This window comes from Viridibacillus sp. FSL E2-0187, from assembly GCF_038006425.1.
Taxonomy (GTDB): domain Bacteria; phylum Bacillota; class Bacilli; order Bacillales_A; family Planococcaceae; genus Viridibacillus; species Viridibacillus arvi.
On the sequence record NZ_JBBOVG010000002.1, the window covers coordinates 466,068 to 491,876 of the forward strand.

25 protein-coding genes are annotated in these 25,809 nt (G+C 36.5%); 19 read left to right on the forward strand and 6 right to left on the reverse strand.

Annotated features, from left to right (window positions below; translation table 11 throughout):
- Positions 1-39 precede the first annotated feature (39 nt).
- Both MHH85_RS21490 and hflX read left to right on the forward strand, forming a co-directional pair.
- On the forward strand, positions 40-732 hold the full coding sequence (locus MHH85_RS21490) for a VOC family protein (protein ID WP_340708455.1): 693 nt from the start codon (positions 40-42) through the stop codon (positions 730-732).
- A gap of 161 nt (positions 733-893) precedes the next feature.
- Positions 894-2,162, forward strand: a complete 1,269-nt coding sequence (gene hflX / locus MHH85_RS21495) for a GTPase HflX (RefSeq protein ID WP_340708456.1) — start codon at positions 894-896, stop codon at positions 2,160-2,162.
- Between the two features lie 41 nt (positions 2,163-2,203).
- Here the strand turns inward: hflX and MHH85_RS21500 are convergent, their stop codons facing one another.
- Positions 2,204-3,922 (reverse strand): ABC transporter ATP-binding protein, encoded by a 1,719-nt coding sequence (locus tag MHH85_RS21500; RefSeq protein ID WP_340708457.1) that lies wholly within the window; start codon positions 3,920-3,922, stop codon positions 2,204-2,206.
- Between the two features lie 228 nt (positions 3,923-4,150).
- Between MHH85_RS21500 and MHH85_RS21505 the strand changes: the two genes are divergently transcribed.
- The 7 genes from MHH85_RS21505 to MHH85_RS21535 all read left to right on the forward strand — a co-directional run bounded on the left by MHH85_RS21505 (position 4,151) and on the right by MHH85_RS21535 (position 10,749).
- The gene (locus MHH85_RS21505; RefSeq protein WP_340708458.1) at positions 4,151-5,638 is read left to right on the forward strand and encodes a peptide MFS transporter; all 1,488 of its coding nucleotides are present in this window, start codon (positions 4,151-4,153) and stop codon (positions 5,636-5,638) included.
- Between the two features lie 373 nt (positions 5,639-6,011).
- Entirely contained in the window at positions 6,012-6,962 is a 951-nt protein-coding gene (locus tag MHH85_RS21510; protein ID WP_053419146.1) for an ABC transporter permease, read from the forward strand.
- Positions 6,955-7,905: an iron chelate uptake ABC transporter family permease subunit gene (locus MHH85_RS21515; RefSeq protein ID WP_340708459.1), complete on the forward strand. Its 951-nt coding sequence runs from the start codon at positions 6,955-6,957 to the stop codon at positions 7,903-7,905. The genes MHH85_RS21510 and MHH85_RS21515 overlap by 8 nt, the downstream gene beginning before the upstream one ends.
- On the forward strand, positions 7,902-8,663 hold the full coding sequence (locus MHH85_RS21520) for an iron ABC transporter ATP-binding protein (protein ID WP_038186197.1): 762 nt from the start codon (positions 7,902-7,904) through the stop codon (positions 8,661-8,663). The genes MHH85_RS21515 and MHH85_RS21520 overlap by 4 nt, the downstream gene beginning before the upstream one ends.
- A 19-nt stretch (positions 8,664-8,682) precedes the next feature.
- On the forward strand, positions 8,683-9,663 hold the full coding sequence (locus MHH85_RS21525; protein WP_340708460.1) for a siderophore ABC transporter substrate-binding protein: 981 nt from the start codon (positions 8,683-8,685) through the stop codon (positions 9,661-9,663).
- 1 nt (position 9,664) lies between these two features.
- A complete protein-coding gene (locus MHH85_RS21530) occupies positions 9,665-9,973 on the forward strand; it encodes an antibiotic biosynthesis monooxygenase family protein (RefSeq protein ID WP_193737698.1) in 309 nt (102 codons plus the stop codon).
- Positions 9,974-10,122: 149 nt separating this feature from the next.
- Positions 10,123-10,749 carry a phosphatase PAP2 family protein gene (locus tag MHH85_RS21535; RefSeq protein ID WP_340708461.1) on the forward strand — a complete coding sequence of 209 codons (627 nt, stop codon included), beginning with the start codon at positions 10,123-10,125 and terminating at the stop codon, positions 10,747-10,749.
- A 366-nt stretch (positions 10,750-11,115) separates the two neighbouring features.
- On the opposite strand, the gene MHH85_RS21540 is transcribed toward MHH85_RS21535, so the two are convergent.
- Entirely contained in the window at positions 11,116-12,309 is a 1,194-nt protein-coding gene (locus MHH85_RS21540) for an MFS transporter (RefSeq protein WP_340708462.1), read from the reverse strand.
- A gap of 247 nt (positions 12,310-12,556) precedes the next feature.
- Here MHH85_RS21540 and zupT point away from each other — a divergent pair, with 247 nt between their 5' ends.
- Positions 12,557-13,366 (forward strand): zinc transporter ZupT, encoded by an 810-nt coding sequence (gene zupT, locus MHH85_RS21545; RefSeq protein WP_193737694.1) that lies wholly within the window; start codon positions 12,557-12,559, stop codon positions 13,364-13,366.
- Positions 13,367-13,409: 43 nt separating this feature from the next.
- On the opposite strand, the gene MHH85_RS21550 is transcribed toward zupT, so the two are convergent.
- From MHH85_RS21550 to thrC, 4 genes are all read right to left on the reverse strand, one after another.
- Positions 13,410-14,045 (reverse strand): NAD(P)-dependent oxidoreductase, encoded by a 636-nt coding sequence (locus MHH85_RS21550; protein WP_340708463.1) that lies wholly within the window; start codon positions 14,043-14,045, stop codon positions 13,410-13,412.
- Between the two features lie 69 nt (positions 14,046-14,114).
- Positions 14,115-14,528, reverse strand: a complete 414-nt coding sequence (locus MHH85_RS21555) for an Rrf2 family transcriptional regulator (protein ID WP_340708464.1) — start codon at positions 14,526-14,528, stop codon at positions 14,115-14,117.
- 152 nt (positions 14,529-14,680) lie between these two features.
- A complete protein-coding gene (thrB, locus tag MHH85_RS21560) occupies positions 14,681-15,580 on the reverse strand; it encodes a homoserine kinase (RefSeq protein ID WP_340708465.1) in 900 nt (299 codons plus the stop codon).
- Positions 15,577-16,629, reverse strand: coding sequence for a threonine synthase (gene thrC, locus MHH85_RS21565; protein WP_340708466.1), 1,053 nt, complete (start codon positions 16,627-16,629; stop codon positions 15,577-15,579). Before thrC ends, thrB begins: the two co-directional genes overlap by 4 nt.
- A gap of 209 nt (positions 16,630-16,838) precedes the next feature.
- Between thrC and MHH85_RS21570 the strand changes: the two genes are divergently transcribed.
- From MHH85_RS21570 to glpK, 9 genes are all read left to right on the forward strand, one after another.
- On the forward strand, positions 16,839-18,056 hold the full coding sequence (locus tag MHH85_RS21570) for an MFS transporter (protein ID WP_340708467.1): 1,218 nt from the start codon (positions 16,839-16,841) through the stop codon (positions 18,054-18,056).
- A 295-nt stretch (positions 18,057-18,351) separates the two neighbouring features.
- A complete protein-coding gene (locus MHH85_RS21575; RefSeq protein WP_340708468.1) occupies positions 18,352-18,693 on the forward strand; it encodes a DUF6054 family protein in 342 nt (113 codons plus the stop codon).
- A gap of 25 nt (positions 18,694-18,718) precedes the next feature.
- Positions 18,719-19,258 (forward strand): adenylate kinase, encoded by a 540-nt coding sequence (locus MHH85_RS21580; protein ID WP_340708469.1) that lies wholly within the window; start codon positions 18,719-18,721, stop codon positions 19,256-19,258.
- A 133-nt stretch (positions 19,259-19,391) separates the two neighbouring features.
- Positions 19,392-20,138 (forward strand): gluconate 2-dehydrogenase subunit 3 family protein, encoded by a 747-nt coding sequence (locus MHH85_RS21585; protein ID WP_053419160.1) that lies wholly within the window; start codon positions 19,392-19,394, stop codon positions 20,136-20,138.
- Between the two features lie 17 nt (positions 20,139-20,155).
- Positions 20,156-21,868 (forward strand): GMC family oxidoreductase, encoded by a 1,713-nt coding sequence (locus MHH85_RS21590; RefSeq protein WP_340708470.1) that lies wholly within the window; start codon positions 20,156-20,158, stop codon positions 21,866-21,868.
- A gap of 17 nt (positions 21,869-21,885) precedes the next feature.
- The gene (gene tatA / locus MHH85_RS21595; RefSeq protein ID WP_038186132.1) at positions 21,886-22,080 is read left to right on the forward strand and encodes a twin-arginine translocase TatA/TatE family subunit; all 195 of its coding nucleotides are present in this window, start codon (positions 21,886-21,888) and stop codon (positions 22,078-22,080) included.
- Positions 22,081-22,095: 15 nt separating this feature from the next.
- On the forward strand, positions 22,096-22,977 hold the full coding sequence (gene tatC, locus MHH85_RS21600) for a twin-arginine translocase subunit TatC (RefSeq protein WP_340708471.1): 882 nt from the start codon (positions 22,096-22,098) through the stop codon (positions 22,975-22,977).
- A 212-nt stretch (positions 22,978-23,189) separates the two neighbouring features.
- On the forward strand, positions 23,190-23,987 hold the full coding sequence (locus tag MHH85_RS21605) for an MIP/aquaporin family protein (RefSeq protein WP_053419163.1): 798 nt from the start codon (positions 23,190-23,192) through the stop codon (positions 23,985-23,987).
- A 30-nt stretch (positions 23,988-24,017) separates the two neighbouring features.
- Positions 24,018-25,511 (forward strand): glycerol kinase GlpK, encoded by a 1,494-nt coding sequence (glpK, locus tag MHH85_RS21610; RefSeq protein ID WP_193737684.1) that lies wholly within the window; start codon positions 24,018-24,020, stop codon positions 25,509-25,511.
- Positions 25,512-25,809: the final 298 nt, after the last annotated feature.

Consider the following 25,809-nt stretch of genomic DNA (forward strand, 5'->3'; position numbering starts at 1 on the left):
CAGCTACGGACTTTTCTATATACATAAGGGGTGATAGGGATGTTTGAATTAGATCATGTCGTATATTTCACAACAAAAAATCCGCAGCAAGTAGTCGAACAGGAAAAAATTGAAGGTTTGCATCCTGTTGAAGGTGGGCAGCATTTGGATTGGGGTACGTATAATGCACTATTTTATACAAAGAATAGTTATATCGAATGGTTGGCTGTTGAACATGAAAATATAGTAGAACAATCAACTCAGCCTCTAGTGAAACAACTTTTATATGATATTGTCGATGGTGAAGGTTTTGCATCATTATGCCTACGTTCAAACGATTTAGAAAAGAAGAATCACTATTTTCAAAAAATGGGCTATCGTACATCAGGCATTATCCCTGCCGAGAGAAGAACGTCCAATGGTGGCTTGCGCAAGTGGAAAATGCTTTTCATCGATCATAAAATAGACCATACTTTACCTTATCCATTTTTTATACAGTGGGAGCAGACGGATGAAGAACGTTATTTGTCATTAAGAAAAGATGGAACAGTTAAACCGGAAAATGAAGAGTTGACGATTAAACGCTGTATCTTCCATGTGAAAAACGTAGAAGAGAAGCTTATTCATTGGTCAAGACTATTATCGTTACCGACAAAAGGAAATACTTTGATACTGGGGAATACAGTATTTGTTTTTGAGGAAAAACATGATAGTAAGGAACGATTGCATACAATCGAAATTGCAAAAGGTTGAGAGTTAAGAAATGAATATGTTAGGATAAATTTACCTTTTTAAATTTTATGTTTAATAGTAAGTGAAGAGTGGATATATCAGCTCTATTCTACTGTTTATTTCAGTGGAAATTAAAAATATATTCATACTTTTTGTGTTGCGTAGTAAGAGGAGGAAATTTATTGGATGAATTAATTGAAAAAGCCGTATTAGTTGGTGTTAATTTACGAGGGGATGTTCATTTTGAATATTCGCTTGAGGAGCTCCGAAATTTAGCGGAAGCGCTAGATGTAGAAGTAGCTGGCACCGTTACGCAAAATTTAGAACGTGTAAATCCATCTCATTATGTTGGAACAGGTAAAATAGAAGAAATTAAAAATTTCTATGATGAATCAGACGCAAATTTAGTCATTTTTGATGATGAGTTATCACCATCTCAAATACGTAATCTTGAGGCTGATCTAGAATGTAAAGTTATTGATCGTACAATGTTGATCTTAGATATATTTGCTAGACGTGCAAAATCAAAAGAGGCACAAATGCAAGTAGAATTAGCACAGTTACAATATATGCTACCACGCTTAGTAGGTTTGCATGCGTCCCTTAGCCGCCAAGGTGGAGGGACAGGTGGCGGCTTCAAAAACCGTGGTGCAGGTGAAACAAAACTTGAACTAGATCGCCGCAAAATCGAGGATCAAATTGCAAAATTACGCCGTGATTTAGAAGTGGTCAAAGAACAGCGAGAAACACAGCGTAAGCAACGACGCAAAAATGAAATACCTGTTGTATCCATTGTAGGGTATACAAATGCTGGAAAATCGACGATTATGAATCAGCTGTTACGTAAAACTGAGCATGAAGAACATAAGCAAGTATTCGAAAAGGATATGCTTTTTGCTACTCTTGAAACATCAGTTCGACAGATAGAATTACCAGATCATAAAAGCTTCCTATTAACTGATACTGTTGGTTTTGTTAGTAAATTACCTCACCATTTAGTAAAGGCGTTTCGTTCTACTTTGGAAGAAGCACGAGATGCAGATTTACTTTTACATGTTGTGGATTCTTCAAACGAAGAATATCAGTATATGATGGAAGTAACGAATGATACATTACATGCTGTTGGAGTTGAAGATGTACCAACAGTATATGTGTATAATAAGGCTGATCTTGCTAATGCAGAGTATCCGCAAGTAAGTGGAGATACGGTATGGATGTCTGCAAAAGAGGGAGTGGGATTAGACGAACTTTTACAAGTTGTTCGTCGCCACATTTTTTCTGATTATGTAACATGTCGTATTTGCATACCATATGATCGAGGGGATATTGTCTCATATTTAAATGAGTATAGTAATATTCATGAAACAGCATATGAAGAAGAAGGTACTGTGTTGAAAGTTGAAATGAGAGAGGCAGACGCAAATCGCTTTGCTGAGTTTATCTTGAAATAAAGAAGAGTAGAGAGTCGATGTTAAACCGACTCTCTACTCTTTTAGTTTTGATTAAATTGAATGTTGTGTAGCTTTGTGAAAATTCCGTTTGCTGCGACAAGTTCATCGTACTTGCCATCTTCAGCAATTCCGTCTTCAGTGACAACTACTACTCGATCGGCATCTCGTATTGTTGCAAGGCGGTGAGCGATGACGAGAGTTGTACGATTTTTTGCAAGTTCATTTAAAGCACGTTGAATAATTTTCTCTGTTTCTGTATCTAGGGCAGATGTTGCTTCATCTAAAATGAGAATAGGAGGATTCTTTAGGAACATTCGTGCAATTGCTAGTCGTTGTTTTTGACCACCAGATAACTTCAATCCTCTTTCACCAATTTGTGTATCATAACCATCTTGAAGACCTTCGATAAATTCCACTAAATGAGCCTTTTTTGCAGCCTCTTGGATTTCTTCAAATGAAGCCCCAAGTTTACCATAAGCAATATTATCGCGGACCGTTCCCGTAAATAGGAATACGTCCTGTTGTACGATGCCAATTTGTGATCGTAAAGAGTGTAACGTCATATCACGTACATCGATGCCATCAATTGAAATCGAACCTTCAGTGACATCATAAAATCTTGGTATTAATGAACAAATCGTTGTTTTACCAGCACCTGAAGGACCAACGAATGCAATTGTCTGCCCTTCTTGAATCGATAAATTAATATTGGACAAAATCTCTTTATAAGACTCGTATCTGAAATGTACATTTTTGAATTGAATATTTCCAGACAACGCATGATTATCGATTGCATTTTTACGATTTTGGATGTCAGGTTCTTGGTCAATAAGCTCACGAAATCTCTTGAATCCAGCCATTCCTTTAGGATACAACTCTAAGAGGGCGCTAATTTTATCGACTGGTTTAATCAGTACATTTGAATAGAGCACGAAACTAACCAATTCACCATAAGTTAGCGAACCGTTGAAGCTCAACCATGCTCCAAAAACCAATATGATTAGTGTGACAAGGCGGGTCATCATATAAATGCTGGAATGTGTACCAGCCATGATTTTATATGCGGAAAGCTTTGCAAGACGGAAACGACCGTTATTTACTTTAAAGCGATCCATTTCAAATTGTTCGTTTGTAAATGCTTGTACAACACGTACGCCTGACACGCTATCTTCTACACGAGCATTGACGTCTGCAATACTGCCATACATCGATTTCCAAGCTACATTCATTTTAACATTGCAATATGTTACTAACCAAACTAAGAAGGGTACCATTATTATAGCGATAATGGCTAGTTGTGGATTAATACTGAACATAATAGCAAAAGCACCGAAGAACGTCATAATGGCAATAAAGAGATCTTCAGGACCGTGATGAGCGAGCTCACCAATATCAAATAAATCATTCGTAACCCGACTCATAATATGGCCGGTTTTCGTGTTATCAAAAAAGTGGAATGACTGTTTTTGTACATGATTAAAGAGTTCTTGTCGCATATCGGTTTCAATATTAATGCCAAGTTTATGACCTAAATAACTGACGATATATTGCAACAGGGTACTAAAAAGGTAAATGATCAAAAGGAGTACACTTACTGTCACGATTGTACCCCATTCACCGCTTGGTAAAAGTTTATCAATAAACCATTGTACGGCAATTGGGAAGGCAAGTTCTAAAATTGCAACGACGACAGCACTTGTAAAATCGACAATAAATAATCGCTTATGCGGTTTGTAATAGGAAAAAAACTGTTTTAGCATGTATTTGCTCCTCTGTAAATTCAATTATTTGTATTATAACGAAAAAGATAGATAAATGTAATAACTTATCCAACCTATAATTATTTCACAATTCAAAAAAATGTTAAAATAATCAATATTTTGCAAACTTCTATTCTTTGACATGCGTACAACTGTCTATTTATAATAGACTTACTGTTTTTTCAGAAAATAGATATCCTATTTACTTATTGGAAAGAGGGAATTTAAATGATAACGAAAGAAGATATCGTTAAATCGGTACCCCAAAAAGGTTTTGTTGGTCATCCTAAAGGACTATCAACCTTATTCTTTACTGAATTCTGGGAACGTTTTTCATACTATGGCATGCGGGCCATTTTACTTTACTTTATGTACTATAGTTTAAATGATGGTGGTCTAGGATTAGATCGAACTACAGCTAACTCAATTTTCGCTATATACGGCTCACTTGTATATATGTCAGGGATTATTGGTGGTTGGATTGCTGACCGTGTATTAGGTACCAGAAGAACCGTGTTTTACGGTGGTGTCTTAATAATGCTAGGTCATATTTGTTTGGCATTCCCAGGTGGATTGACAATGCTACTAATTTCAATGGTATTCATTGTAATGGGGACAGGCTTATTAAAACCAAACGTTTCAAGTATTGTTGGTGACATCTATGCTGAAAGTGATAACCGTAGAGACGCTGGATTCAGTATTTTTTATATGGGTATTAACTTAGGTTCATTCATCGCACCTTTAATAGTCGGAACAATTGGACAAAAGTACAGCTTCCATTTAGGTTTTGGTGTTGCTGCAGTCGGAATGTTTGTTGGTTTAGTTATGTATGTAATTACTGCTAAGAAATATCTAGGTTTAGCAGGTAAACAAATTAATAATCCATTAACAAAAGATGAATTCTCAAAATTAGCAATAAAAACAATTATTGGCGTTGCAATTGTTGCGGTACTCGCAGTGATTGCTTATATTAATGATCAATTAACAATAAACAATGTTATATTATTTATTTCTATTTTAGGGATTCTAATTCCTACTGCGTTTTTTGTGGTGATGTATAGAAGTCCAAAAACTAACGCAGAAGAAAAATCGCGTGTGTTAGCTTATATACCAATGTTCATTGCTGCTGTAATGTTTTGGGCAATCCAAGAGCAAGGTTCAAATATTCTTGGAACGTATGCAGACTCACGTACTGATTTAAACCTTGGTCCAATTAAATTGGAATCTTCTTGGTTCCAGTCATTAAATCCGTTATTTATTATTACAATGGCACCGTTATTTGCTTGGATTTGGATGAAACTTGGAACGCGCCAACCGTCTACACCAGTTAAATTTTCATTGGCGTTATTTTTCTCCGGATTCTCATTCATTGTCATGGTAATTCCCGCATTTCTTTCTGGTGGTACAGCTTTAGTAAGTCCTTGGTGGCTAGTACTAAGCTTCTTCCTAGTAGTAATAGGAGAATTATTAATTTCTCCAGTAGGGCTATCTGTTACAACGAAATTAGCACCAAAGGCATTTAGTGCACAAACCATGAGTTTATGGTTCCTAACGAGCGCAGCAGCCCAAGCGGTGAATGCACAGTTAGTAAAAATATTCGATAAAATTAGTGAAGTTGCATACTTCGGTACAATTGGTACTGCGTCTGTACTTCTTGGTATCGTGATGTTAGTAATTTCACCAATGATTTCGAAAAAAATGCAAGGTATTCGATAATAAACAATTTTAAAAGCGCTGAGATTGACTAAATCTTAGCGCTTTTTATTTTTTATGAAATATAAGAAACTAATGCATAAAATCCTAGGATATTATGTATTTATAACGAAATTAGTCAGAATAAACAAGGTTAATTAAAATCTAATAGAGTGAGAAATCTTGAAAGCGTTTTACTTTTAAGTGTTACTATACCTGTGTTTTAAGGCAATGATCAACTTTCTGAATTCACAAAACTGCCAATGTAGTATGATAATCATTTTCATTTAGGGTTGACGGAAAAAGTCGTCATGTTATAATGGAAATTGTGAGTCAATGATAATCATTTTCAATAAGAAGATTATGTACTCATAAAATGAATACATCGGGGATTACAATGAAGAAACGATACCTTTTTATAGCACTTATCTTGTTATCATTAATATCGCTTTTTGTGGGAGTGAGCCGAATCTCTCCGACAGATTTGCTAGATTTTGAATCTGAAGAAACTCAAATTTTCTTAATTAGTCGTGTACCTAGACTAGTAGCCATCATTTTAGCTGGTATGGGAATGAGTATAGCAGGTTTGATCATGCAAAGTTTAAGTAGAAATAAATTTGTGTCGCCAACAACTGCAGGTACATTAGATGCCACTAAGCTAGGCATACTAGTATCGATGTTACTGTTTGCGAATGCATCTTTGATTGAAAAAATGGCGGTTTCATTTGTATTTGCGCTAGCCGGCACGCTTTTATTTATGCAAATTTTAAATCGTATTAAATTCAAGGATGCCATTTTTATTCCACTTGTTGGATTAATGTTCGGTAATATTTTATCGTCTATCACGACGTTTTTCGCTTATAAAGCGGATGTCATTCAAAATATATCTTCGTGGTTACAAGGTGATTTTTCTATGGTTATGAAGGGGCGTTATGAACTTCTATACATAAGTGTACCTATATTAATCATCGCTTATTTATATGCGAACCGATTTACGGTTGCGGGTATGGGTGAAGATTTCTCAAAAAATCTTGGCCTTGCTTATAAAAGAATCGTTAACTTTGGTTTAATCCTCGTGGCACTCGTTACAACAACCGTTGTGCTAACGGTTGGTATGATACCTTTCCTTGGTTTAATCATTCCGAACATTGTATCGATCTTCAAGGGAGATCATTTACAAAAAACACTTCCGCATACCGCATTATTAGGTGCGATTTTCTTATTAGCCTGCGATATTCTAGGTAGGATATTGATTTATCCATATGAGATTTCAATTAGCTTAATGGTTGGGGTAATTGGTAGTGGCGTCTTCCTATACTTGTTATTTAGGGGGAAGGCGTATGCGTAACAGTACAAAAATGATACTATTAGCAGCATTTGCTGTAGTATTCTGTGGATTATATTTGTTTCAAGGTTTAAATGGAAGTTATGACTATGCATTGCCTCGCCGAGGTATTAAAGTGCTAGCAATGGCCATAACGGGTATTGCAATTGCGTATTCAACAGTTGTATTCCAAACAATTACGCATAACCGCATTTTAACACCAAGTATTATGGGACTAGATTCACTTTATTTGCTATTGCAAACAGTGATAATCTTCTTCTTAGGTTCCGGGCATATAGTAGTTCTCAATACAAAAGTAAACTTCGTTATTTCATTAGTCGTCATGATTGGGTTCGCACTTCTACTATACAAATTTCTTTTCCGTACAGGAAAACAACCAATTTATTTCCTACTTCTTGTAGGTATTATTCTTGGTACTTTGTTAGGTAGCATAACGACATTCATGCAAGTATTAATTGATCCAAACGAATTTATGCGCGTGCAGGATAAAATGTTTGCCAGCTTCAATAACGTAAGTGGAGACTTAGTATGGTTTGCATTAATTATTGTACTAGTTACGATGATATATGGGTGGCGAATGGTTCGCGACTTGGATGTATTATCTCTAGGGAGAGATAATGCCATCAACCTAGGTGTTCCTTATGATAAAGTCGTCAAACGTATGCTTGTTATTTCAGCGATTTTAATTGCTTCGTCTACTGCACTAGTAGGACCGATAACTTTCTTCGGTTTAATCGTTGCAAACTTGTCTTATCAATTCTTTAAAACGTACAAGCATACTGTGTTAATCACTGGTGCTGGTCTAATGAGTTTAGTGGCGTTAATTGGTGGGCAATGGATTGTTGAGCGTGTATTCACATTCTCAACAACATTAAGTGTTATCGTCAACTTTGTCGGTGGTATCTACTTCATCTATCTATTATTAAGGGAGAGTCGATCTGCATGATCCAAGTAAAAGAAATATCTAAACTATTCGGCAAGAAAGTTGTAGTTGATAAGGTAAGCGTCGATATTCAACGCGGCAAAATCACGTCTTTTATCGGCCCAAATGGTGCAGGTAAATCTACGCTTCTGTCGATGGTAAGTCGTTTACTTGATGCAGACACTGGAGATGTATTACTAGACAGCTCAGATGTAAAAAAATTAAAATCAAATGATTTTGCTAAACGAGTATCAATTTTAAAACAATCAAACTACATGAATGTGCGTTTGACGATTCGTGAGCTTGTATCTTTTGGCCGTTTTCCATATTCTCGAGGTCGCTTAAATGAGGAAGATGTAAAAATGATCGACCAAGCGATAGAGTATATGAATTTAGAAGAAATCCAATATGATTTTTTGGATGAATTATCTGGTGGCCAACGTCAACGTGCTTTCATCGCAATGGTTATCGCACAAGATACCGAATATATATTACTTGATGAACCACTCAACAACTTAGATATGAAGCACTCAGTGCAGATTATGAAAATCCTAAGAAAACTTGTGGATGATTTAGGGAAAACAGTAGTCATTGTTTTGCATGATATTAACTTCGCTTCTGTTTACTCAGATCGAATTGTTGCTTTGAAAGATGGGCGTATTGTAAAAGATGGCCCAACTAATGACATTATCAACTCAGAATCTTTAAAAGAAATTTACGATATGGATATACCTATTCAAGAAATGAATAGTTGCCGTATTTGTGTCTATTTTAATTCATAACAAAAGGAGACTTTACCCAATGAAAAACTGGAAATTACTTACGTTAGTTTTTGCAATGCTTTTAGTATTAGCAGCTTGTGGCTCTAAAGACGATAAAAAAGAAGAATCAACTTCAGGTTCAAAAGCAGAAGAAATTACGATTACAAATGACTTCGGTATTTCAAAAGATGATGGAACTTCTGATAACGTTAAAGATGAAGTGAAAGTTAAGAAAAACGCTGAAAAAGTTGTTGTATTTGATATGGGATTCTTAGATACTCTTGACACTTTAGGTGTTAAAGTTGCTGCATTACCGCAAGATTCAGTTCCAAGTTACCTTGAAAAATATAAAAGCGCTGATTATAAAAACGTTGGTTCTTTAAAAGAGCCTGATTTTGAAGCGATTGAAGCATTAAAACCAGATGTTATCTTCATTTCTGGTCGTCAAGCTAGTCTTTATGAACAATTAAAAGAAATCGCTCCAACTGTATATGTAGGATTAGATACTTCAAAATACATGGAATCATTCAAAGCTAACGCAGAATTAGCTGGTAAAATCTTCGATAAAGAAGATCAAGTAAAAGAAGAACTAACAAAAGTTGATGATAAAATTGCTACAATTAATGAAAAAGCATCTGCTTTAGATAAAAAAGCATTAATCATTCTAGGTTCAGAAGGTAAAATCAGTGCTTACGGTCCAGCATCTCGTTTTGGTGTAATTCATGATGTATTTGGTTTTAAAGCAGCTGACGAAGGTATTGAAGCTTCAACTCACGGACAAAACGTATCATTTGAATATGTACTAGAAAAAAATCCAGATATTATCTTTGTGGTTGATCGCGATGCAGTAGTAACTGAAGGTGCATCTGCTAAAGACGCAATTGAAAATGCTTTAGTGAAGAAAACAAATGCTTATAAAGACGGCAAAATGTTCTACTTAAACCCAGAAGTTTGGTACCTATCAGGTGGCGGATTACAATCAGTATCATTAATGGTTGATGAAGTAGAGAAGGCACTATAATATGTTTTATCAAGCGAAACGAATAATTGTACAGGAAGGTTTTTCTGGACAAGTTGTGGAGCGTTTTAGTGGCGATACACCATTAGCAAAGCAACCTGGTTTCATTGATATGAAAGTGCTTGTGAAAAAAGTTAGACGTGGAGACGAGGAAGTAATGATTCTTGTTCAATGGCAAAGTGAAGAGGATTGGAAAAATTGGGAGAAGAGTCCGGAGCACATCGCTGGTCATAAAGCGAATATCGGCAAGCCCAAACCAGAGTATATAATCGAATCAAGCCAAAACGTCTATGAAGTAAAAGCAACAAAATAAAGTAAGCTCCCCTAGCTTATTATTACTAAAAATGCTCTAGCTTGATGCTAGAGCATTTTTTTATTGTTTTTGTTCATATTGCTATTACATCGAGTAGAAAAGAGATATAGTAGAAGAAATGTTAATCGCAAGCTTGAGGAGGGATTAGTATGAAAAAGTTATTTTATCCACTTGCGATAGTTACCACAATCGTTTATATCGTGCTCTTTTTAAATATAAAAAGTAATTGGGTATTCAATCTAGATCAGTGGGCATCAGATTTGTTGATGGATAATAAATTTTTAGGTTTTTTCCATTACTTTGGTGAACCAGCTTTCGTAGTTGTTGTCGCTATTGTTTTATTATTAGTGTTGTGGATAAGGGATCATAATTACCGTGGAATGTTTTTTGCACTTGTAACAATAGCAGCCGGTAATGTGCTTAATCAGTTATTAAAAGTGTGGGTGCAGAGACCACGTCCTGACATACCGGATCAGCTAAAAAGCTTTAGTTTTCCATCTGGACACTCCATGACCGGGATATTATATTTATTTACATTGGCTTATATAGCAACAGAATATCAATCTTCTAAAAAAGTAAAGATATTCACTTGGATAGGAGCTGTTGTCTTGACGGTGCTTATTGGTATGTCACGTGTTGCTGAGAGTCGTCACTTCGCTTCAGACGTGTTGGCGGGCTGGTCGATGGGCTACACATGGTTTATCATTGCAGTAATATGGTATGAACGGAGAAAAAGAATATTTAAAGAGTTATCTCAGAAAAAAATAGAAGAGTAAAAAAGTACTTAGTATTACGTTATTTAAAATTAATTATCAAAAAACAACCAGTCGTCGAGAAAGTATCGACAACTGGTTGTTTTGTTTTGAAATCTGCTTAAAAGCAGAAGCAAGATCATTATTTATGCTAAGAAGCTTTTTATAATTAGATGGTTCTAACAAAGATTCCTGCAAAACCTTCACTTTGAAATCTGTTTTCTATTAGAGTTGAAAATGGGGCGACTACATCTCCATTTTTTACTGGTGAAAAGATAGGGAAATTATCAAAAGAACTATATCTACTAATTTAATAATTTCCACAACAACTAACGATAGAATAATCATTTAGATGAAGTAAGTTTTGTCAGTTACTTAACCTCATTTTCCCTATAGAGCTTGCTCATGCAGAGTTTTACGTAAGTAGAAAGCTAAGATGAAAGTGGCGAGTAGAAAACTTGTAATCATACCGATAACCCCATTCCAGCCATATATGGTCCAGAAGATTCCTCCTACCGTTCCGCCAACACTTGAACCTACATAGTAAAAGAATAAGTATAATGAGGATGCTTGTGCTTTATCGTGTGTAGCTCGTCGACCAACCCAACTACTAGCAATAGAGTGACCACCAAAGAAGCCGAATGTGAAAATGGCGATGCCAGTTATTTTTAAAAGTAAGTGGTTTTCTAGTGTGAAAATGCCACCGATAAACATAATGACTATTGCAATGACTAACATTTTATATTTTCCAAAACGATCAGAAAGACTGCCAAACCAAGTAGAACTAAATGTACCTACAAGGTAGATAATGAATATCCAACCGACAATTGTTTGACTTAAAGAAAAGGGCGGTTCTACTAATTGAAAGCCGATATAATTATAAAGCGTAACAAAGCTCCCCATTAACAAAAAGCCTAATCCGAATAAACTTAGTAAAGCAGGATCTCTCAAATGAAGGATCAATGAATGTAACAGTGCTTTTACATTAAGTTTCTTCGCTTTAAAGTGTTTAGAAGATGGTAGCAAAAAGTAGAAAGCAAAGCTCACTATAAAACTAATTAGCCCAATTGCGATCATCCCAATACGCCAGCTGAATAAATCGGTCATCGTCCCAACGATGATTCGCCCACCCAATCCACCAATTGTATTACCACTAATATATAATCCCATAGCAATACCTAAACTTTTTGGTTCGATTTCTTCTCCTAAATAAGCCATAGCAATGGCGGGCAACCCGGCAAATACAATGCCTTGTATAATTCTTAATGTAAGCAAAATTGAATAATTAGGTGCAAAAGCAATAAATAAAGTTAAAATAGCACCTGCGAACATAGAGAATGTCATAATTCTTTTTCTGCCCCAAGCCTCTGATAATGAGCCAATGATTAGCATGCTGAATGCCAATGTTAAAGTGGTTACAGATAATGACAAACTAGCTACTGTAGGTGAAATGTGGAACACTTTTGTGAAAGCCGGGAGTAGTGGTTGTGTCATGTATAAATTTGCAAAAGTACTAAAAGCTCCAGCGAACAATGCTAAATTCGCATTTCGGAAGCTAACGGTACCACGTTTTATATAGTCCATGAGAGGTCACTCCAAAATTGAATTAGTTAATACTTATTATAAGGATGTACAAATCATAATAACAATTGATTAGATTTGTAAATGGATTTAAAGGGGTATTCATGAAAGTTGTATACGTGTATAAGGTGTTATGACTTTTAAAGTTTTCTCTCCCTCACTTTATTTTTGTTAGTTAAAAAAAGTTGCATTAAGGAAACAATTTGCATACAATGAAATTAACATTTTAATAGAGAAAGTAGTTGAGTATATGGATGGAAATGTCGTTTTTGCTTTAGCGTTAACGCTCTTTGCTGGTTTAGCAACAGGAGTAGGTAGTTTAATAGCATTTTTTACATCGAGGACGAATACGAAGTTTTTATCGTTTTCATTAGGTTTTTCTGCTGGTGTCATGATTTATGTTTCACTTGTTGAAATATTTGTAAAAGCTAAGGATTCGCTCGTTGGTGAGTTAGGGGAAAAGCAAGGATACACATTCACGGTAATTGGTTTTTTTGCCGGTATGCTGTTAATCGCACTCATTGATAAAATGATCCCAAAACACGAAAATCCTCATGAAATAAAAAAGGTTGAAGATATGCAGGCAGGACCATCAAATGATGAATATGCTAAGTTAATGAAAATGGGTATATTCACCGCGCTTGCAATTGGAATTCATAACTTTCCAGAGGGAATTGCAACATTTGCATCTGCCTTGCAAGATCCGAATCTCGGTATTGCGATTGCAATTGCGGTTGCTATTCATAATATTCCAGAGGGAATTGCTGTCTCTGTCCCGATTTTCTTTGCGACAGGAGATCGTAAAAAAGCATTTAAACTTTCATTTTTATCAGGTTTAGCAGAACCGGTTGGAGCGTTTGTAGCATATTTGATTTTAATGCCATTCTTAAATGATATTGTGTTCGGAATGCTTTTTGCTGGTGTTGCCGGAATTATGGTATTCATTTCGTTAGATGAATTATTGCCAGCCGCAAAGAAATATGATGAGGCTCATACATCTATTTATGGTGTTATTGCTGGCATGGCTGTAATGGCTATTAGTTTAGTATTATTAGTTTAAAAAACAGGTCCCATTTTTATGGGGCCTGTTTTTAGTATGCCATTTAGTTTTCAGATGCTACAGTGAATCTTTCATTCACATGTTTTGGATTTTCTAGTTCGTCTAATACAGCAATTGCATAGTCAGCATAGCTAACGTAGCTTTCACCTTTAGTATTGACTAATAGATGGTCTATTCCTGCGATATATTGACCAGTGCGTGGACCTTCTGGATCGAAGAAAGCAGAAGGACTTAAGAAAGTCCAAGTGATAGAAGATGCTTTCAAGTCCTCTAAGTTTTTGCCTTGGTTTTTAGCTGTTGGTAAGTAAATTGCAGGGAAATCTGGTGTAGACATCACTGTCACTGTTTTTTCTGGGTCAACAAAAAGGCTACCTGCTCCGCCAATTACAAATAGTTTTGTGTCTTGTGCATCTTGTAGAATATCGATAAGGTTGCGACCAGCTTCTACGTGTAAATGTTCTTCACCTGCTGGAGCCCCGAATGCATTAACGATAACGTCAAACTTCTGTACATCTTCTGTTGTTAATGAAAAGATATCTTTCTCTATAACAGCAACATTTTCGGCGTCTAATTTTGCAGCACTACGAACAATTGCAGTTACCTCGTGTCCGCGAGATACTGCTTCTTTTAAAATGAAGTTACCAGCTTTACCTGTTGCACCAATAATACCAATTTTCATAATGATTTCCTCCTTAGAATAAGTTGTAACTAATATGGTTACAAGTTGTTTGTAAAAAAAGATCGCCTCTTAGTGGAAGAGTTGATCTAATACATCTTGTAGCGTTTCTTCTGTCAATTTATCTTCCATTGCCCGCTGAACAGATTGAAATACGTTATCTAAAGTGGATTGAATTCTTTTTCCGACAGCACATTCCGGGTTCGGGTTATCGTGTATTGCAAATAACTCCTCTGGTGCCTGTACGGCTTTATATATGTCTAGTAGCGTAATGTCTTTCGGTTCTTTGACTAATTGATATCCAGCAACTCCTGCATTGGAGGCTATTAAGTTTGCCTTTTTTAACTGGCTACTAATCCGACGTATGACGACGGGATTAGTGTTAACACTGCTAGCAATCCATTCAGATGTAAGTTGGTTAGAATCATTTGTTGTAGCGATTAAAGAAAGAATGTGTATAGCGACAGAAACACGACTGTTTACCATATCGGTCACCGCCTAACATGTAATCATTATAGTTACAGGGCGAGGTGATGTCAATTCATTTGAATTAGGAAAGATCATAACTTTAACACATCGGTGATTTTTGCCAAGAAAAAATGCCAAGTGTCACATACTCTTGGCATTTTCCATTTCTATTATTCGCTTGTTACTTGAACACCTTTTTTATCGATAGGAACGGCTTTAATATCATAAGAAGGGAATAGGGGCTTCATCTTTACAACGAAAGCATCTATGCGATCTTTTGAGATTAAAGAGATAACAGTCGGACCAGCACCGCTTATAGCTGTACCAAAGGCACCTGCATCCTGCGCAGTTTGACGAATTTCATGATAATTAGGGATTAAATTTGCGCGAAATGGTTCATGAAATAAATCTTGCTCCATGAATTTGCCTGCACGTTCATAATCCTTTATAAGTAATGAGGCAGTTAACATATTGGCATGGGCACTTGCGTGAACAGCGTATGCTTTGTCATAGTTTGCCGGTAATGCTTTACGAGCTTCCTCTGTTTTTAATTCAACATTTGGAATGAATACAGCGAACGCAGCGTCAACATCGCGTGCATTAATCAATTCTAATTGACCGTTTGGCAATGTTGAGGCAATCGTTAGACCACCATATACAGATGCAGCTGCATTGTCAGGATGCCCTTCAATTTTCGAAGCAAATTTACAACGTTCTTCAATAGAGAGTTGTAAATCACATACTTGATTTGTGAGTTCAATACCCGCCACAATAGCAGATGCACTACTTCCAAGTCCACGAGCAAGTGGTAGTTCACTGTTCATCACGACTTTACAAGAAGGAAGTGTAGCTTTGTATCGTTCAGCTGTTTCTTTAGCAACTTTATAGACGAGATGGTCTTCAACTTTAACATTTACGGGCAGGTGTTCTGAACGATGCTCAAACTCCCAATGATCTTGTAGAGTTACGTCTAATTTTAAATAGAGACCTAATGCTAGTCCAATAGAGTCGAATCCTGGTCCAAGATTAGCGGTGCTTCCCGGAACAGATATGGACCATTTAGTTGTCATAGCAATCCCTCGATGTAAGTACGGATTTCCCCTTCGTCATTTGCTAAAGAAATCATATCGACTGTAGAAGCTTTTACGGCTGTATCAGGGTCTTTTAATCCGTTACCTGTTAATACAGCAACTACACGACTCCCTTTAGGGATTGAGCCATTTTCAACAGATTGTAGAACACCAGCAATAGAAGCGGCTGATCCTGGTTCTGCAAAGACGCCTTCTTTAGAAGCTATTAAGCGGTATGCATTTAAAATCTCTTCATCTGTAACTGCAGCGATTTTACCTCCAGATTCATCACGAGCAGCTTCAGCTAGTTTCCAACTTGCTGGATTCCCTATACGAATAGCAGTAGCAATAGTTTCAGGGTGGGCTATTACTTCGCCACGTACTATTGCTGCAGCACCTTCTGCTTCGAAGCCAAACATTTTTGGTAGACCTGTTTGCTTTTTGGCATTGTATTCTTTAAAGCCTTTCCAATAAGCGCTAATGTTACCTGCATTGCCGACAGGGATTGCAAGAATATCTGGTGCACTGCCTAGACCGTCGCAAATTTCAAAAGCAGCCGTTTTTTGACCTTCTAATCTATATGGATTAACTGAGTTTACTAATGTTACAGAAGTATTTTCACTAATGTCACGAACAATTTGAAGTGCTTCATCAAAGTTACCATCAATTTCAATGATTTTTGCACCATACATGTAAGCTTGTGCTAGTTTACCAGCAGCTACTTTACCTTTTGGGATAACGATAATAGCTTGAATGCCCGCACGTGCTGCATATGCAGCGGCTGCAGCTGATGTGTTGCCAGTTGAAGCACAAATAACAAATTTACTTCCAGCTTCAACGGCTTTTGCTACTGCCATTACCATGCCACGGTCCTTGAATGAACCTGTTGGATTTAAACCTTCATATTTAACATAAAGATCGATTTCTAGTTCCTTTGATAACGTATTTAAATGAATGAGTGGTGTATTACCCTCATGTAAAGTAAGAGCGGGTGTATTTTCTGAGACAGGTAGATATTCTTTATAGTGATTAATAAGACCTTTCCACATATAACATTCTCCTTTTTGTTCATCCTGAAAAAACATTTGTTTTTCTATAAGAGACATTTTAACTCATTTTGGGTATATGTTTCAATAGTTAATTGCTAAATTTTCGGAACAATTGAATATCTTTTGCATCTTGTCACAAAATATAAAGATGTGTATAGTTAGGGTAGTCAAATGTGTATTCAAGTGTAAAGACATACGGGGGAATAATAATGACAACGAATCAACAGGCAGGTACTAAGGTAATATCTCGTAATAGGCTTTTAGGTATTGCGGGAGTTGGGTGGATGTTTGATGCATTAGATGTGGGGATTTTATCTTTTGTCATAGCAGCTTTAGCAAAAGAATGGATGCTATCACCAAGTGAAATGGGGTGGATTGGTAGTGTTAACTCAATCGGAATGGCAGTTGGTGCTTTAGTATTTGGTATATTAGCTGATCGGATTGGCCGTAAATCGGTATTTATATGGACGCTTGTAATTTTCTCTGTTGCTAGTGGTTTATCGGCGTTGACGACGACTTTAGCAGCATTTATGATTTTAAGATTTTTCATTGGTATGGGTCTAGGTGGTGAATTGCCAGTAGCTTCAACGCTTGTTTCTGAAAGTGTTGCGTCACATGAACGTGGACGCATTGTTGTTTTATTAGAAAGCTTCTGGGCTGGTGGTTGGTTATTAGCAGCACTTATTTCATATTTTGTTATACCAAACTACGGCTGGCGAATTGCTTTATTATTAACAGCTCTTCCAGCAGTTTATGCGATATACTTGCGGTTACATTTACCTGATTCGCCTCAGTTTACTGCTAAAAAGGATGTTGTACGAAATATTGGCCAAAATATTAAAGATGTTTGGTCGAAAGAATATGCTCGTCGTACGTTAATGCTTTGGATTGTTTGGTTTACAGTTGTCTTTTCTTATTATGGCATGTTTTTGTGGTTGCCTAGTGTTATGGTTATGAAGGGTTTTAGTTTAATAGCAAGTTTTAAATATGTGCTGATAATGACGCTAGCACAATTACCAGGTTATTTTACTGCTGCTTGGCTAATTGAAAGAGCAGGCAGAAAATTTGTCTTAGCTACCTATTTGTTAGGAACTGCTGTAAGTGCACTTGTTTTTGGTAATGCTGAAACAATTGGTCTTTTACTTGTAGCTGGAATGTTCTTATCATTCTTTAATCTAGGAGCATGGGGTGCATTGTATGCTTATACGCCTGAGCAGTATCCAACGATTATTCGTGGTACAGGTGCGGGTATGGCTGCCTCTGTTGGCCGATTAGGAGGAATATTCGGACCGTTGCTTGTAGGTTCACTTGTAGCAAAAGGATATGAATTGAATTTGATCTTCGGTATCTTTTGTATTTCGATAATAATAGGTGTAGTTGCAATTATTGCACTAGGTACAGAGACAAAACAGACAGAGTTAGAATAGGGACTTATAAGAGGGCCTATCCTTCTATAAGCCTTAATAATATTAATAACGATCTTCTCTCATTATTTAATAGAGAGAAGATCGTTTTATTTTGTAAGTACCTTCAATGAAGGGGCATTATGTTATTATTACTGATTCAAAATTAGAGCAACATATTGTAGAACAGTTTAGCAATACAAATGTTCAATTAATTCTTGCCCAAGATTAATCTTTATATTATGAGAATTTTCCCTTAATTTGAAACCAATAGTAGATTCATAACGTAATAAAGTTATACATAAAAGGAGTGATCGCTATGGATGTAACAGAATTTTACGTCTCAATTGAACCACATGATGTATTAAAACGTATTAAAACAAACATTGTGGAAGGCAGTTTTTCTGGCAAGCTTATTGATCAATATGAACGTATTGTAGGGGATCAACAAGTAGTAGTTTGTATATTTGAAAAGTACTATATGCGTACTAGTAATCGTGCAAGCTTAACAGTAACAGTTGACAATTTAGAAGGTAAAACGAAAATTCATGCGGTCGCTTCTGGTGGTGGAGAAGGCGCCTTTTTACGTTTTGATTGGGGAGTGGGAAATACCTTTGTTAATAGCGTAGCGAAGGCATTAGAAGAGTTCATAATAAAATAGTAAAAAAGGGTAGGAGGGATGTTAGGTGAAATACCCAGCGAAGCATCAAAGGGTTTTGATTATTGGATCTGGAGGGGCAGGGAAATCAACATTGTCGCGTACATTAAGTGAATTATGGGAATTGCCTCTCATCCATTTAGATGCTATGTATTGGAAATCGGGTTGGCAGAAATCTGATAAAGTAGATTTTATTGAAAGGCTTCAATTAGAACTTGAAAAGCCTACTTGGATTATTGATGGAAATTTCGATTCGACACTAGAAATGCGAGCTAAATATGCAGACCTTATTATTTTCCTCGATTTTTCTAATAAGCTTTGTACTTATCGAGTGATAAAACGTACTATTCAATATCGCGGGAGGACAAGGCCTGATATGGGGGAGGGGTGCCCTGAAAAGGTTGATGCCGAGTTTTTACAATGGATTTGGCGCTTCCCTGTTGATGCCAGACCAGGGATAATGAATATTATGATCCAATCTAATGTAAACAGTATAATATTTTCTTCGCCTACCCAGCTAAAAAAATGGTTGAGAAATTGTAAAAAAGGGAAAAGTAGTCTCAAATGAGGCTGCTTTTTTATTTTTATGAGTGTAAACACTGGAATTTTAAATTAAATATAACTTACAAATTCAGAACAATCAGTTTACTCATCGGGGTAAATAGCCGCTATCACGACTTTTGTTAAGGAGGATTGTCTATATGAGTCAAGAAGGGAAGAACTTATCGAGACGTGATTTTTTGAAAACCACGGGTATTGCTACAGGAACATTAGTCGGTGGTGGAATAATTGGCGGTTTGATTGGCTACAACACCAATAAAAAATCTAAACCATCTAATAATGCCAATAATACAACAGGACATGATGAGCATTCTGGCATTCCGGCCCGAATGTTCTTTATGAGTCAGACGGATTTTCAAGTCTTATCAAATGCCACTGAACGTATTTTTCCAAAGGATGATCTAGGGGCAGGTGCTATTGATTTAGGAGTACCTTACTTTATCGATCGTCAATTAGCAGGGAATTATGGTAGTAATTCAAGAGAGTATATGAAAGGTCCGTTTGCTGTAGGAGCGCCAACACAAGGATATCAAAGCCATCTAAATCGTGCGGAAATATTCACACAAGGCATTATAGCTCTAGAAAAAGAGAGTAAAAAGCGCTATAAAAAAGGATTTTCAGATCTTAGTGAAAAACAAATGGATGAAGTGTTAACTGCATTTCAAAAAGACGAAGTTAAGATACCAGGTGCATCTTCTGCAATGTTCTTCGGTTTACTTCGTTCAGCTACGCTTGAAGGGGCATATTCTGACCCAATGTACGGAGGTAACAAGAATTTAGAAGGTTGGAAAATGAAAGGATTCCCTGGACATCAAATGGCATATATCAGTGAAATTGAAAAAGATGAGTTTAAAAAATATGAACCTAAGTCCTTAGGGTCTATCTAGTATGGAGGTGGATAGTAATGGTTAAGACTTTACCAAAAGTAGATGTTGTAACGGTAGGGGTTGGTTGGACTGGAGGAATTATTGCTGCAGAATGTGCAAAAGCCGGTCTAAAAGTAGTAGGACTTGAACGTGGACAGAAACGCGGTACATCGGATTATCAGCAAATTCACGACGAATATCGTTATGCTATACGTTATGATTTGATGCAAGATTTATCGCGTGAGACGATAACGTTCCGTAATAATCGGAAAATGAAGGCATTACCAATGCGTCAATTAGGATCCTTTTTATTAGGAGAAGGTTTAGGAGGATCAGGAACGCACTGGAATGGACAAACATTCCGCTTTTTACCCTATGATTTTCAAATAAAAACAATGACTGAAAAAAAATATGGTAAGAATAAGCTAAGTACCGATTATTTAATTCAAGATTGGGGTTTAACTTACGATGAACTTGAGCCATATTTTGATACATTTGAGAAAACAACTGGTATTTCAGGTGATGGTAAAAATAAACATGGCGGTAAGAGATCAAATCCATATCCTACACCTGCGATGAAAACAACGCCCCTTTTAAAAAAGTTTGAGAAGGCAAGTGGGAAATTAGGTTATAGCCCATATATGATGCCGTCTGCTAATTTGTCGGAACCATACAAAAACCCCGATGGTGAGCAAATAAATGCCTGTCAATATTGTGGCTTCTGTGAACGTTTTGGCTGTGAATACGGAGCAAAAACATCACCAGAAATTACTGTTGTTCCAACAGCGACTAAAACAGGGAACTTTGAACCCCGATTTCATGCCAATGTTGTAGAGGTTGTAAAAAAGGGCAATAAAGTAACAGGTGTTAAGTATATAGATACAATATCAGGTGAAGAATTTATTCAGCCAGCTGATGTAGTAGTGCTAACAAGCTATGTCATGAATAATGCAAAATTACTTATGGTATCGAATATCGGTGAAATGTATGATCCGACAACAGGAAAAGGAACATTAGGTCGGAATTATTGCTATCAAATTTTACCTGGTGCTTCAGGCTTTTTTGATGAACAATTTAATACATTTATGGGTGCAGGTGCTTTAGGCATGTGTTTTGATGATTTAAATGGTGATAATTTTGATCACTCAGATTTAAAATTTATTCATGGTGCTAATGTCGCTTTAACGCAAACGGGCACAAGACCAATTGGTACAAATCCTATTTTACCTGATACTCCTACTTGGGGAGCAGAGTTTAAAAAGCAATCTATTGAAAATTTTACGCGCTCATTAGGAGTTGGTGGTCAAGGTGCATCAATGCCTCATAAAGAGAACTATTTATCGTTAGATAATGTTTATAAAGATTCCTATGGTGTCCCATTGTTACAAATGACGTATAACTTTACAGATCAAGATAAAGCATTACACAAACATATTTCGAAAAAATGTGGAGATATTTTAAAAGAGATGGGCGCGAAAACAGTTGTAGTCAATTCAGATCTTGACCAATATAATATTGTCCCTTATCAATCAACTCATAATACTGGTGGAACCGTTATGAGTCTAACACCAGAGGAAGGTGTTGTGAATAACTACTTACAACATTGGGATGTTGATAATTTATTCGTGGTAGGCGCTGGGAACTTCTCGAATAATAGTGGCTACAATCCTACTGGGACAGTTGGTGCTTTATCCTATCGCTGTGCTGAAGGTATTATCAAATACAGTAAAAAGGGCGGCTCGCTCGTATAATAAAGGAGGAAGGCAATATGTTTAGTCCATCAGCAATTGGCATACCAGGTTTAATCATTATTTTAGTTATTGTTCTTATTGTCTTTGGTCCAAAAAAACTGCCGGAAATTGGCTCGGCAGTAGGGAAAACTTTTGCAGAATTCAAGAAGTCTACAAAGGGATTAATGGATGACGACGATGAAACACCACCTGAAAAGAAAAAAGAAATTTAGGTAAGGATTTAGCCTATGGATCCTTATGAAAATAACAATAAAAAAATATTGAGCCCTTTAGACAAAGAACCTTATGAGCCAGAGACAACAAAAAAAAATGCATTAGCAGACAAGGGACAAGAAACTGTAGTTGCTTCAACATTACCCTCTACTGATTCATCTGCTACTGAATGGGCAGTCAAAGATGTGGTTAAATCATTATTTGATCATTTAGCAGATTTGCGTAAGCAGCTCATTAAAGGATTAGCGGTTTTTATCTTTTTCTTCTTTGTTGTATTTGCAACAGTTAACTGGTGGTTTCCTTTTATTACGAAAGGAAACTCACTTGTTATTTTAGGGCCGTTAGAGGTTGTGAAGTTTTATATGTCGATCTCTAGTACTATGGCTCTTGGGCTAGCTTTACCTTTTCTAATGCATTTCGTATGGAGTTTTATAAAACCAGGATTGAAGGAAAATGAAAGGCGATTCCTTGGTATGTATTCTCCGGTAATGTTGTTCCTATTTTTACTTGGCATTTCTTTTGGTTTTTTTGTGGTTAACCCACTTAGCTATAAATTTTTAATCAGTATCGGTCAGGCGAATTTTGATGTTATGGTATCGGCGAGTGAGTATATTCATTTCTTAATAATGACAACTGTGCCCATCGGCATTTTATTTGAGTTGCCAATTGTTGCTCTATTTTTATCTTCAATTGGTTTACTTACAGCGGATATAATGAAAGCAATTCGAAAATGGGCTTATGTATTTATGGCTGTTTTTGCATCGATGACTACGCCACCTGATTTTGTTAGTCATTTATTAGTTTTAATACCGATGATTTTGTTATATGAAATCAGTATTTTTTTAGTTAAAAAAATAGAGCGTAAACAAATGCTGAAGAATGCAATTAGTGAGTAAATAGCGCAACTAGATGACCTTTCAGATAACTAAGTTATTTGAGGGGTCTTTTTTTTGCAAATAAATGTAATACTTTTTAAGCATATTTTTTTACATAGTAAACCTTGAAACATATTATTATTATAATTGAATTAGCATAACTTGAATTCTATGAGAATATATTTTATTGTTTACGCTTTCATTATATCGTTATGAAAAAGGAGGAGTACGGTATGTCAACTTTTATGGCCGAGATGGTAGGGACAATGATTTTGATATTGTTCGGGGGCGGCGTGGTTGCGGCTGTTTCTTTGAAAGGTTCTAAAGGAAAAGATGGTGGTTGGATTGTTATTACTATTGCCTGGGGTCTTGCAGTAGCTATGGGAGCATTTGCAGTTGGAGGGATAAGTGGTGCACATTTAAATCCTGCATTAACAATTGCATTGGCAACGATTGGAAAGTTTGAGTGGGCAGATGTTCCAATGTTCATACTTGCTCAAATGATTGGAGCAATTATCGGGGCTATTTTAGTTTACTTAACTTATTTAGCGCATTGGAAACCAACTGAAGATCCGGATGCTAAACTAAGTGTATTTTGTACAGCGCCAGCATATAATCATCCGTTATCAAATTTAACAACGGAAATGATTGGCACATTTATCTTAGTTCTTGGTATTTTAGCTATAGGCACAAATAATATTACAGATGGCTTAAATCCCTTAATAGTAGGTGCTTTAATTATCGTAATTGGTATGGCACTTGGTGGCCCAACAGGGTATGCTATTAATCCAGCACGTGATTTAGGGCCTCGTATAGCACATTTCTTCCTACCGATTCCAGGGAAAAGAGATTCCAACTGGAGTTATTCGTGGGTACCAGTAGTCGGTCCGATTATTGGTGGATTATTTGGAGCATTATTTTATAAGCAAGTTTTTGAAGGAGAAAATAGTATCACATTTTGGATAGTTGGAGTAATCGTGCTAGCAATTTTCGTAGGAGCACAATCTACAGTGAATAAAGTTGTAAGATAGAATAATAAATTAAAATCTGGAGGTCATCATATGACAAAAAAGTATATTCTGGCATTAGACCAAGGTACTACAAGCTCACGTGCAATTTTATTTGACGAAGAAGGCAATATTTTTAATAGTGCTCAACAGGAATTTCCACAATATTTCCCACAATCAGGATGGGTAGAACATAATGCAGAGCAAATTTGGAGCTCAATTTCATCTGTCATAGCTGGTGTCCTTTCAGAGAAAAATGTCCACGCAGATCAAGTACAAGGGATTGGTATCACCAATCAACGTGAAACGACAGTTGTTTGGGATAAAAATACGGGAGTACCAGTGCACAATGCCATCGTATGGCAATCACGCCAAACTGCAGGCATTTGTGAAGAGTTGAAAGAGAAAGGCTATAATGATTTATTTAGAGATAAAACGGGATTACTTATTGATGCATACTTCTCAGGTACAAAAGTGAAGTGGATATTAGATAATGTTGAAGGGGCAAGAGAAAAAGCGGAGAATGGTGATTTATTATTCGGTACGATTGATACGTGGCTGATTTGGAAACTAACAGATGGGAAAGTACATGTAACCGACTATTCGAATGCTTCTAGAACATTAATGTATAATATTTACGATTTGAAATGGGATGAAGAGCTATTAGAGATTTTGGGTGTCCCAGTATCAATGCTGCCAGAAGTTCGACCTTCATCTGAAGTATATGGTTTAACAGATGGAAATCACTTCTTTGGTCAAGAAGTACCTATTGCTGGTATTGCGGGTGACCAACAAGCTGCTTTATTCGGCCAAGCTTGTTTTGAAAGTGGTATGGTGAAAAACACTTATGGCACAGGTTGCTTTATGCTTATGAACACAGGTGAAAAGGCGGTTAAATCCGATAACGGTTTGTTAACAACGATTGCTTGGGGAATTGATGGTAAAGTAGAATATGCATTAGAAGGTAGCATTTTCGTAGCGGGCTCAGCTATTCAATGGTTACGTGATGGTTTACGAATGTTCCATGATTCAAAAGAAAGTGAGCGTTATGCAGAAAAGGTTGACTCAACTGAGGGTGTATACGTTGTTCCGGCATTTGTTGGGTTAGGTACACCGTATTGGGATAGTGACGTACGTGGTGCTGTATTTGGTTTAACGCGTGGTACAGAAAAAGAGCATTTCATACGCGCAACACTTGAGTCATTAGCGTATCAAACAAAAGATGTGTTGGGTGCTATGGAAGCAGATTCAGGCATCTCATTAAAAACATTACGAGTGGATGGCGGAGCTGTCATGAATAATTTGTTAATGCAATTCCAAGCAGATTTACTTGATGTTCCAGTAGAACGTCCATCAATTAATGAAACTACAGCACTTGGTGCAGCGTATTTAGCTGGGTTGGCAGTTGGATTCTGGAAGGATCGTGACGAAATTTCTAAGTACTGGGATTTGGATACACAATTCAGTCCGAATATGGAAGAAGAAAGACGCGAAAACTTATACAAAGGCTGGAAAAAGGCTATACATGCAGCCCAAGCGTTTAAATAATAGTTATACACATGTAGCAGTTCACTTTTTAAAGGTGGACTGCTTTTTTTATAGCATTTTGTGTATAGTGGGGATAAAAATGTGTATAGTGGATAAAAAAATGACGTTTATTGATATTTATTTAATTCTCTCTGGTTAATTAATGGGTTTTTCCACTGTTTTTTCGGAAAATGTGGATATCTCTAAGAATATTGTTAATATTTTTAGAGGAGAATAGTATTTTGGAGAAAGGGAATCATATGATTTCCCTTTCTTTTTGTATGTAAAAAAACCGGGAAAATACGAAGATTATGTTACG

Coding starts and splice junctions, on each gene's coding strand:
- MHH85_RS21525 (WP_340708460.1), top strand. CDS start 8,683: ATGAAAAACTGGAAATTACTTACGTTAGTTTTTGCAATGCTTTTAGTA.
- MHH85_RS21575 (WP_340708468.1), top strand. CDS start 18,352: ATGGATGTAACAGAATTTTACGTCTCAATTGAACCACATGATGTATTA.
- tatA (WP_038186132.1), top strand. CDS start 21,886: ATGTTTAGTCCATCAGCAATTGGCATACCAGGTTTAATCATTATTTTA.
- MHH85_RS21505 (WP_340708458.1), top strand. CDS start 4,151: ATGATAACGAAAGAAGATATCGTTAAATCGGTACCCCAAAAAGGTTTT.
- MHH85_RS21515 (WP_340708459.1), top strand. CDS start 6,955: ATGCGTAACAGTACAAAAATGATACTATTAGCAGCATTTGCTGTAGTA.
- glpK (WP_193737684.1), top strand. CDS start 24,018: ATGACAAAAAAGTATATTCTGGCATTAGACCAAGGTACTACAAGCTCA.
- MHH85_RS21590 (WP_340708470.1), top strand. CDS start 20,156: ATGGTTAAGACTTTACCAAAAGTAGATGTTGTAACGGTAGGGGTTGGT.
- thrB (WP_340708465.1), bottom strand. CDS start 15,580: ATGACAACTAAATGGTCCATATCTGTTCCGGGAAGCACCGCTAATCTT.
- zupT (WP_193737694.1), top strand. CDS start 12,557: ATGGATGGAAATGTCGTTTTTGCTTTAGCGTTAACGCTCTTTGCTGGT.
- MHH85_RS21490 (WP_340708455.1), top strand. CDS start 40: ATGTTTGAATTAGATCATGTCGTATATTTCACAACAAAAAATCCGCAG.
- MHH85_RS21500 (WP_340708457.1), bottom strand. CDS start 3,922: ATGCTAAAACAGTTTTTTTCCTATTACAAACCGCATAAGCGATTATTT.
- MHH85_RS21605 (WP_053419163.1), top strand. CDS start 23,190: ATGTCAACTTTTATGGCCGAGATGGTAGGGACAATGATTTTGATATTG.
- thrC (WP_340708466.1), bottom strand. CDS start 16,629: ATGTGGAAAGGTCTTATTAATCACTATAAAGAATATCTACCTGTCTCA.
- MHH85_RS21550 (WP_340708463.1), bottom strand. CDS start 14,045: ATGAAAATTGGTATTATTGGTGCAACAGGTAAAGCTGGTAACTTCATT.
- MHH85_RS21530 (WP_193737698.1), top strand. CDS start 9,665: ATGTTTTATCAAGCGAAACGAATAATTGTACAGGAAGGTTTTTCTGGA.
- MHH85_RS21540 (WP_340708462.1), bottom strand. CDS start 12,309: ATGGACTATATAAAACGTGGTACCGTTAGCTTCCGAAATGCGAATTTA.
- tatC (WP_340708471.1), top strand. CDS start 22,096: ATGGATCCTTATGAAAATAACAATAAAAAAATATTGAGCCCTTTAGAC.
- MHH85_RS21555 (WP_340708464.1), bottom strand. CDS start 14,528: ATGGTAAACAGTCGTGTTTCTGTCGCTATACACATTCTTTCTTTAATC.
- MHH85_RS21570 (WP_340708467.1), top strand. CDS start 16,839: ATGACAACGAATCAACAGGCAGGTACTAAGGTAATATCTCGTAATAGG.
- MHH85_RS21520 (WP_038186197.1), top strand. CDS start 7,902: ATGATCCAAGTAAAAGAAATATCTAAACTATTCGGCAAGAAAGTTGTA.
- MHH85_RS21585 (WP_053419160.1), top strand. CDS start 19,392: ATGAGTCAAGAAGGGAAGAACTTATCGAGACGTGATTTTTTGAAAACC.
- MHH85_RS21535 (WP_340708461.1), top strand. CDS start 10,123: ATGAAAAAGTTATTTTATCCACTTGCGATAGTTACCACAATCGTTTAT.
- MHH85_RS21510 (WP_053419146.1), top strand. CDS start 6,012: ATGAAGAAACGATACCTTTTTATAGCACTTATCTTGTTATCATTAATA.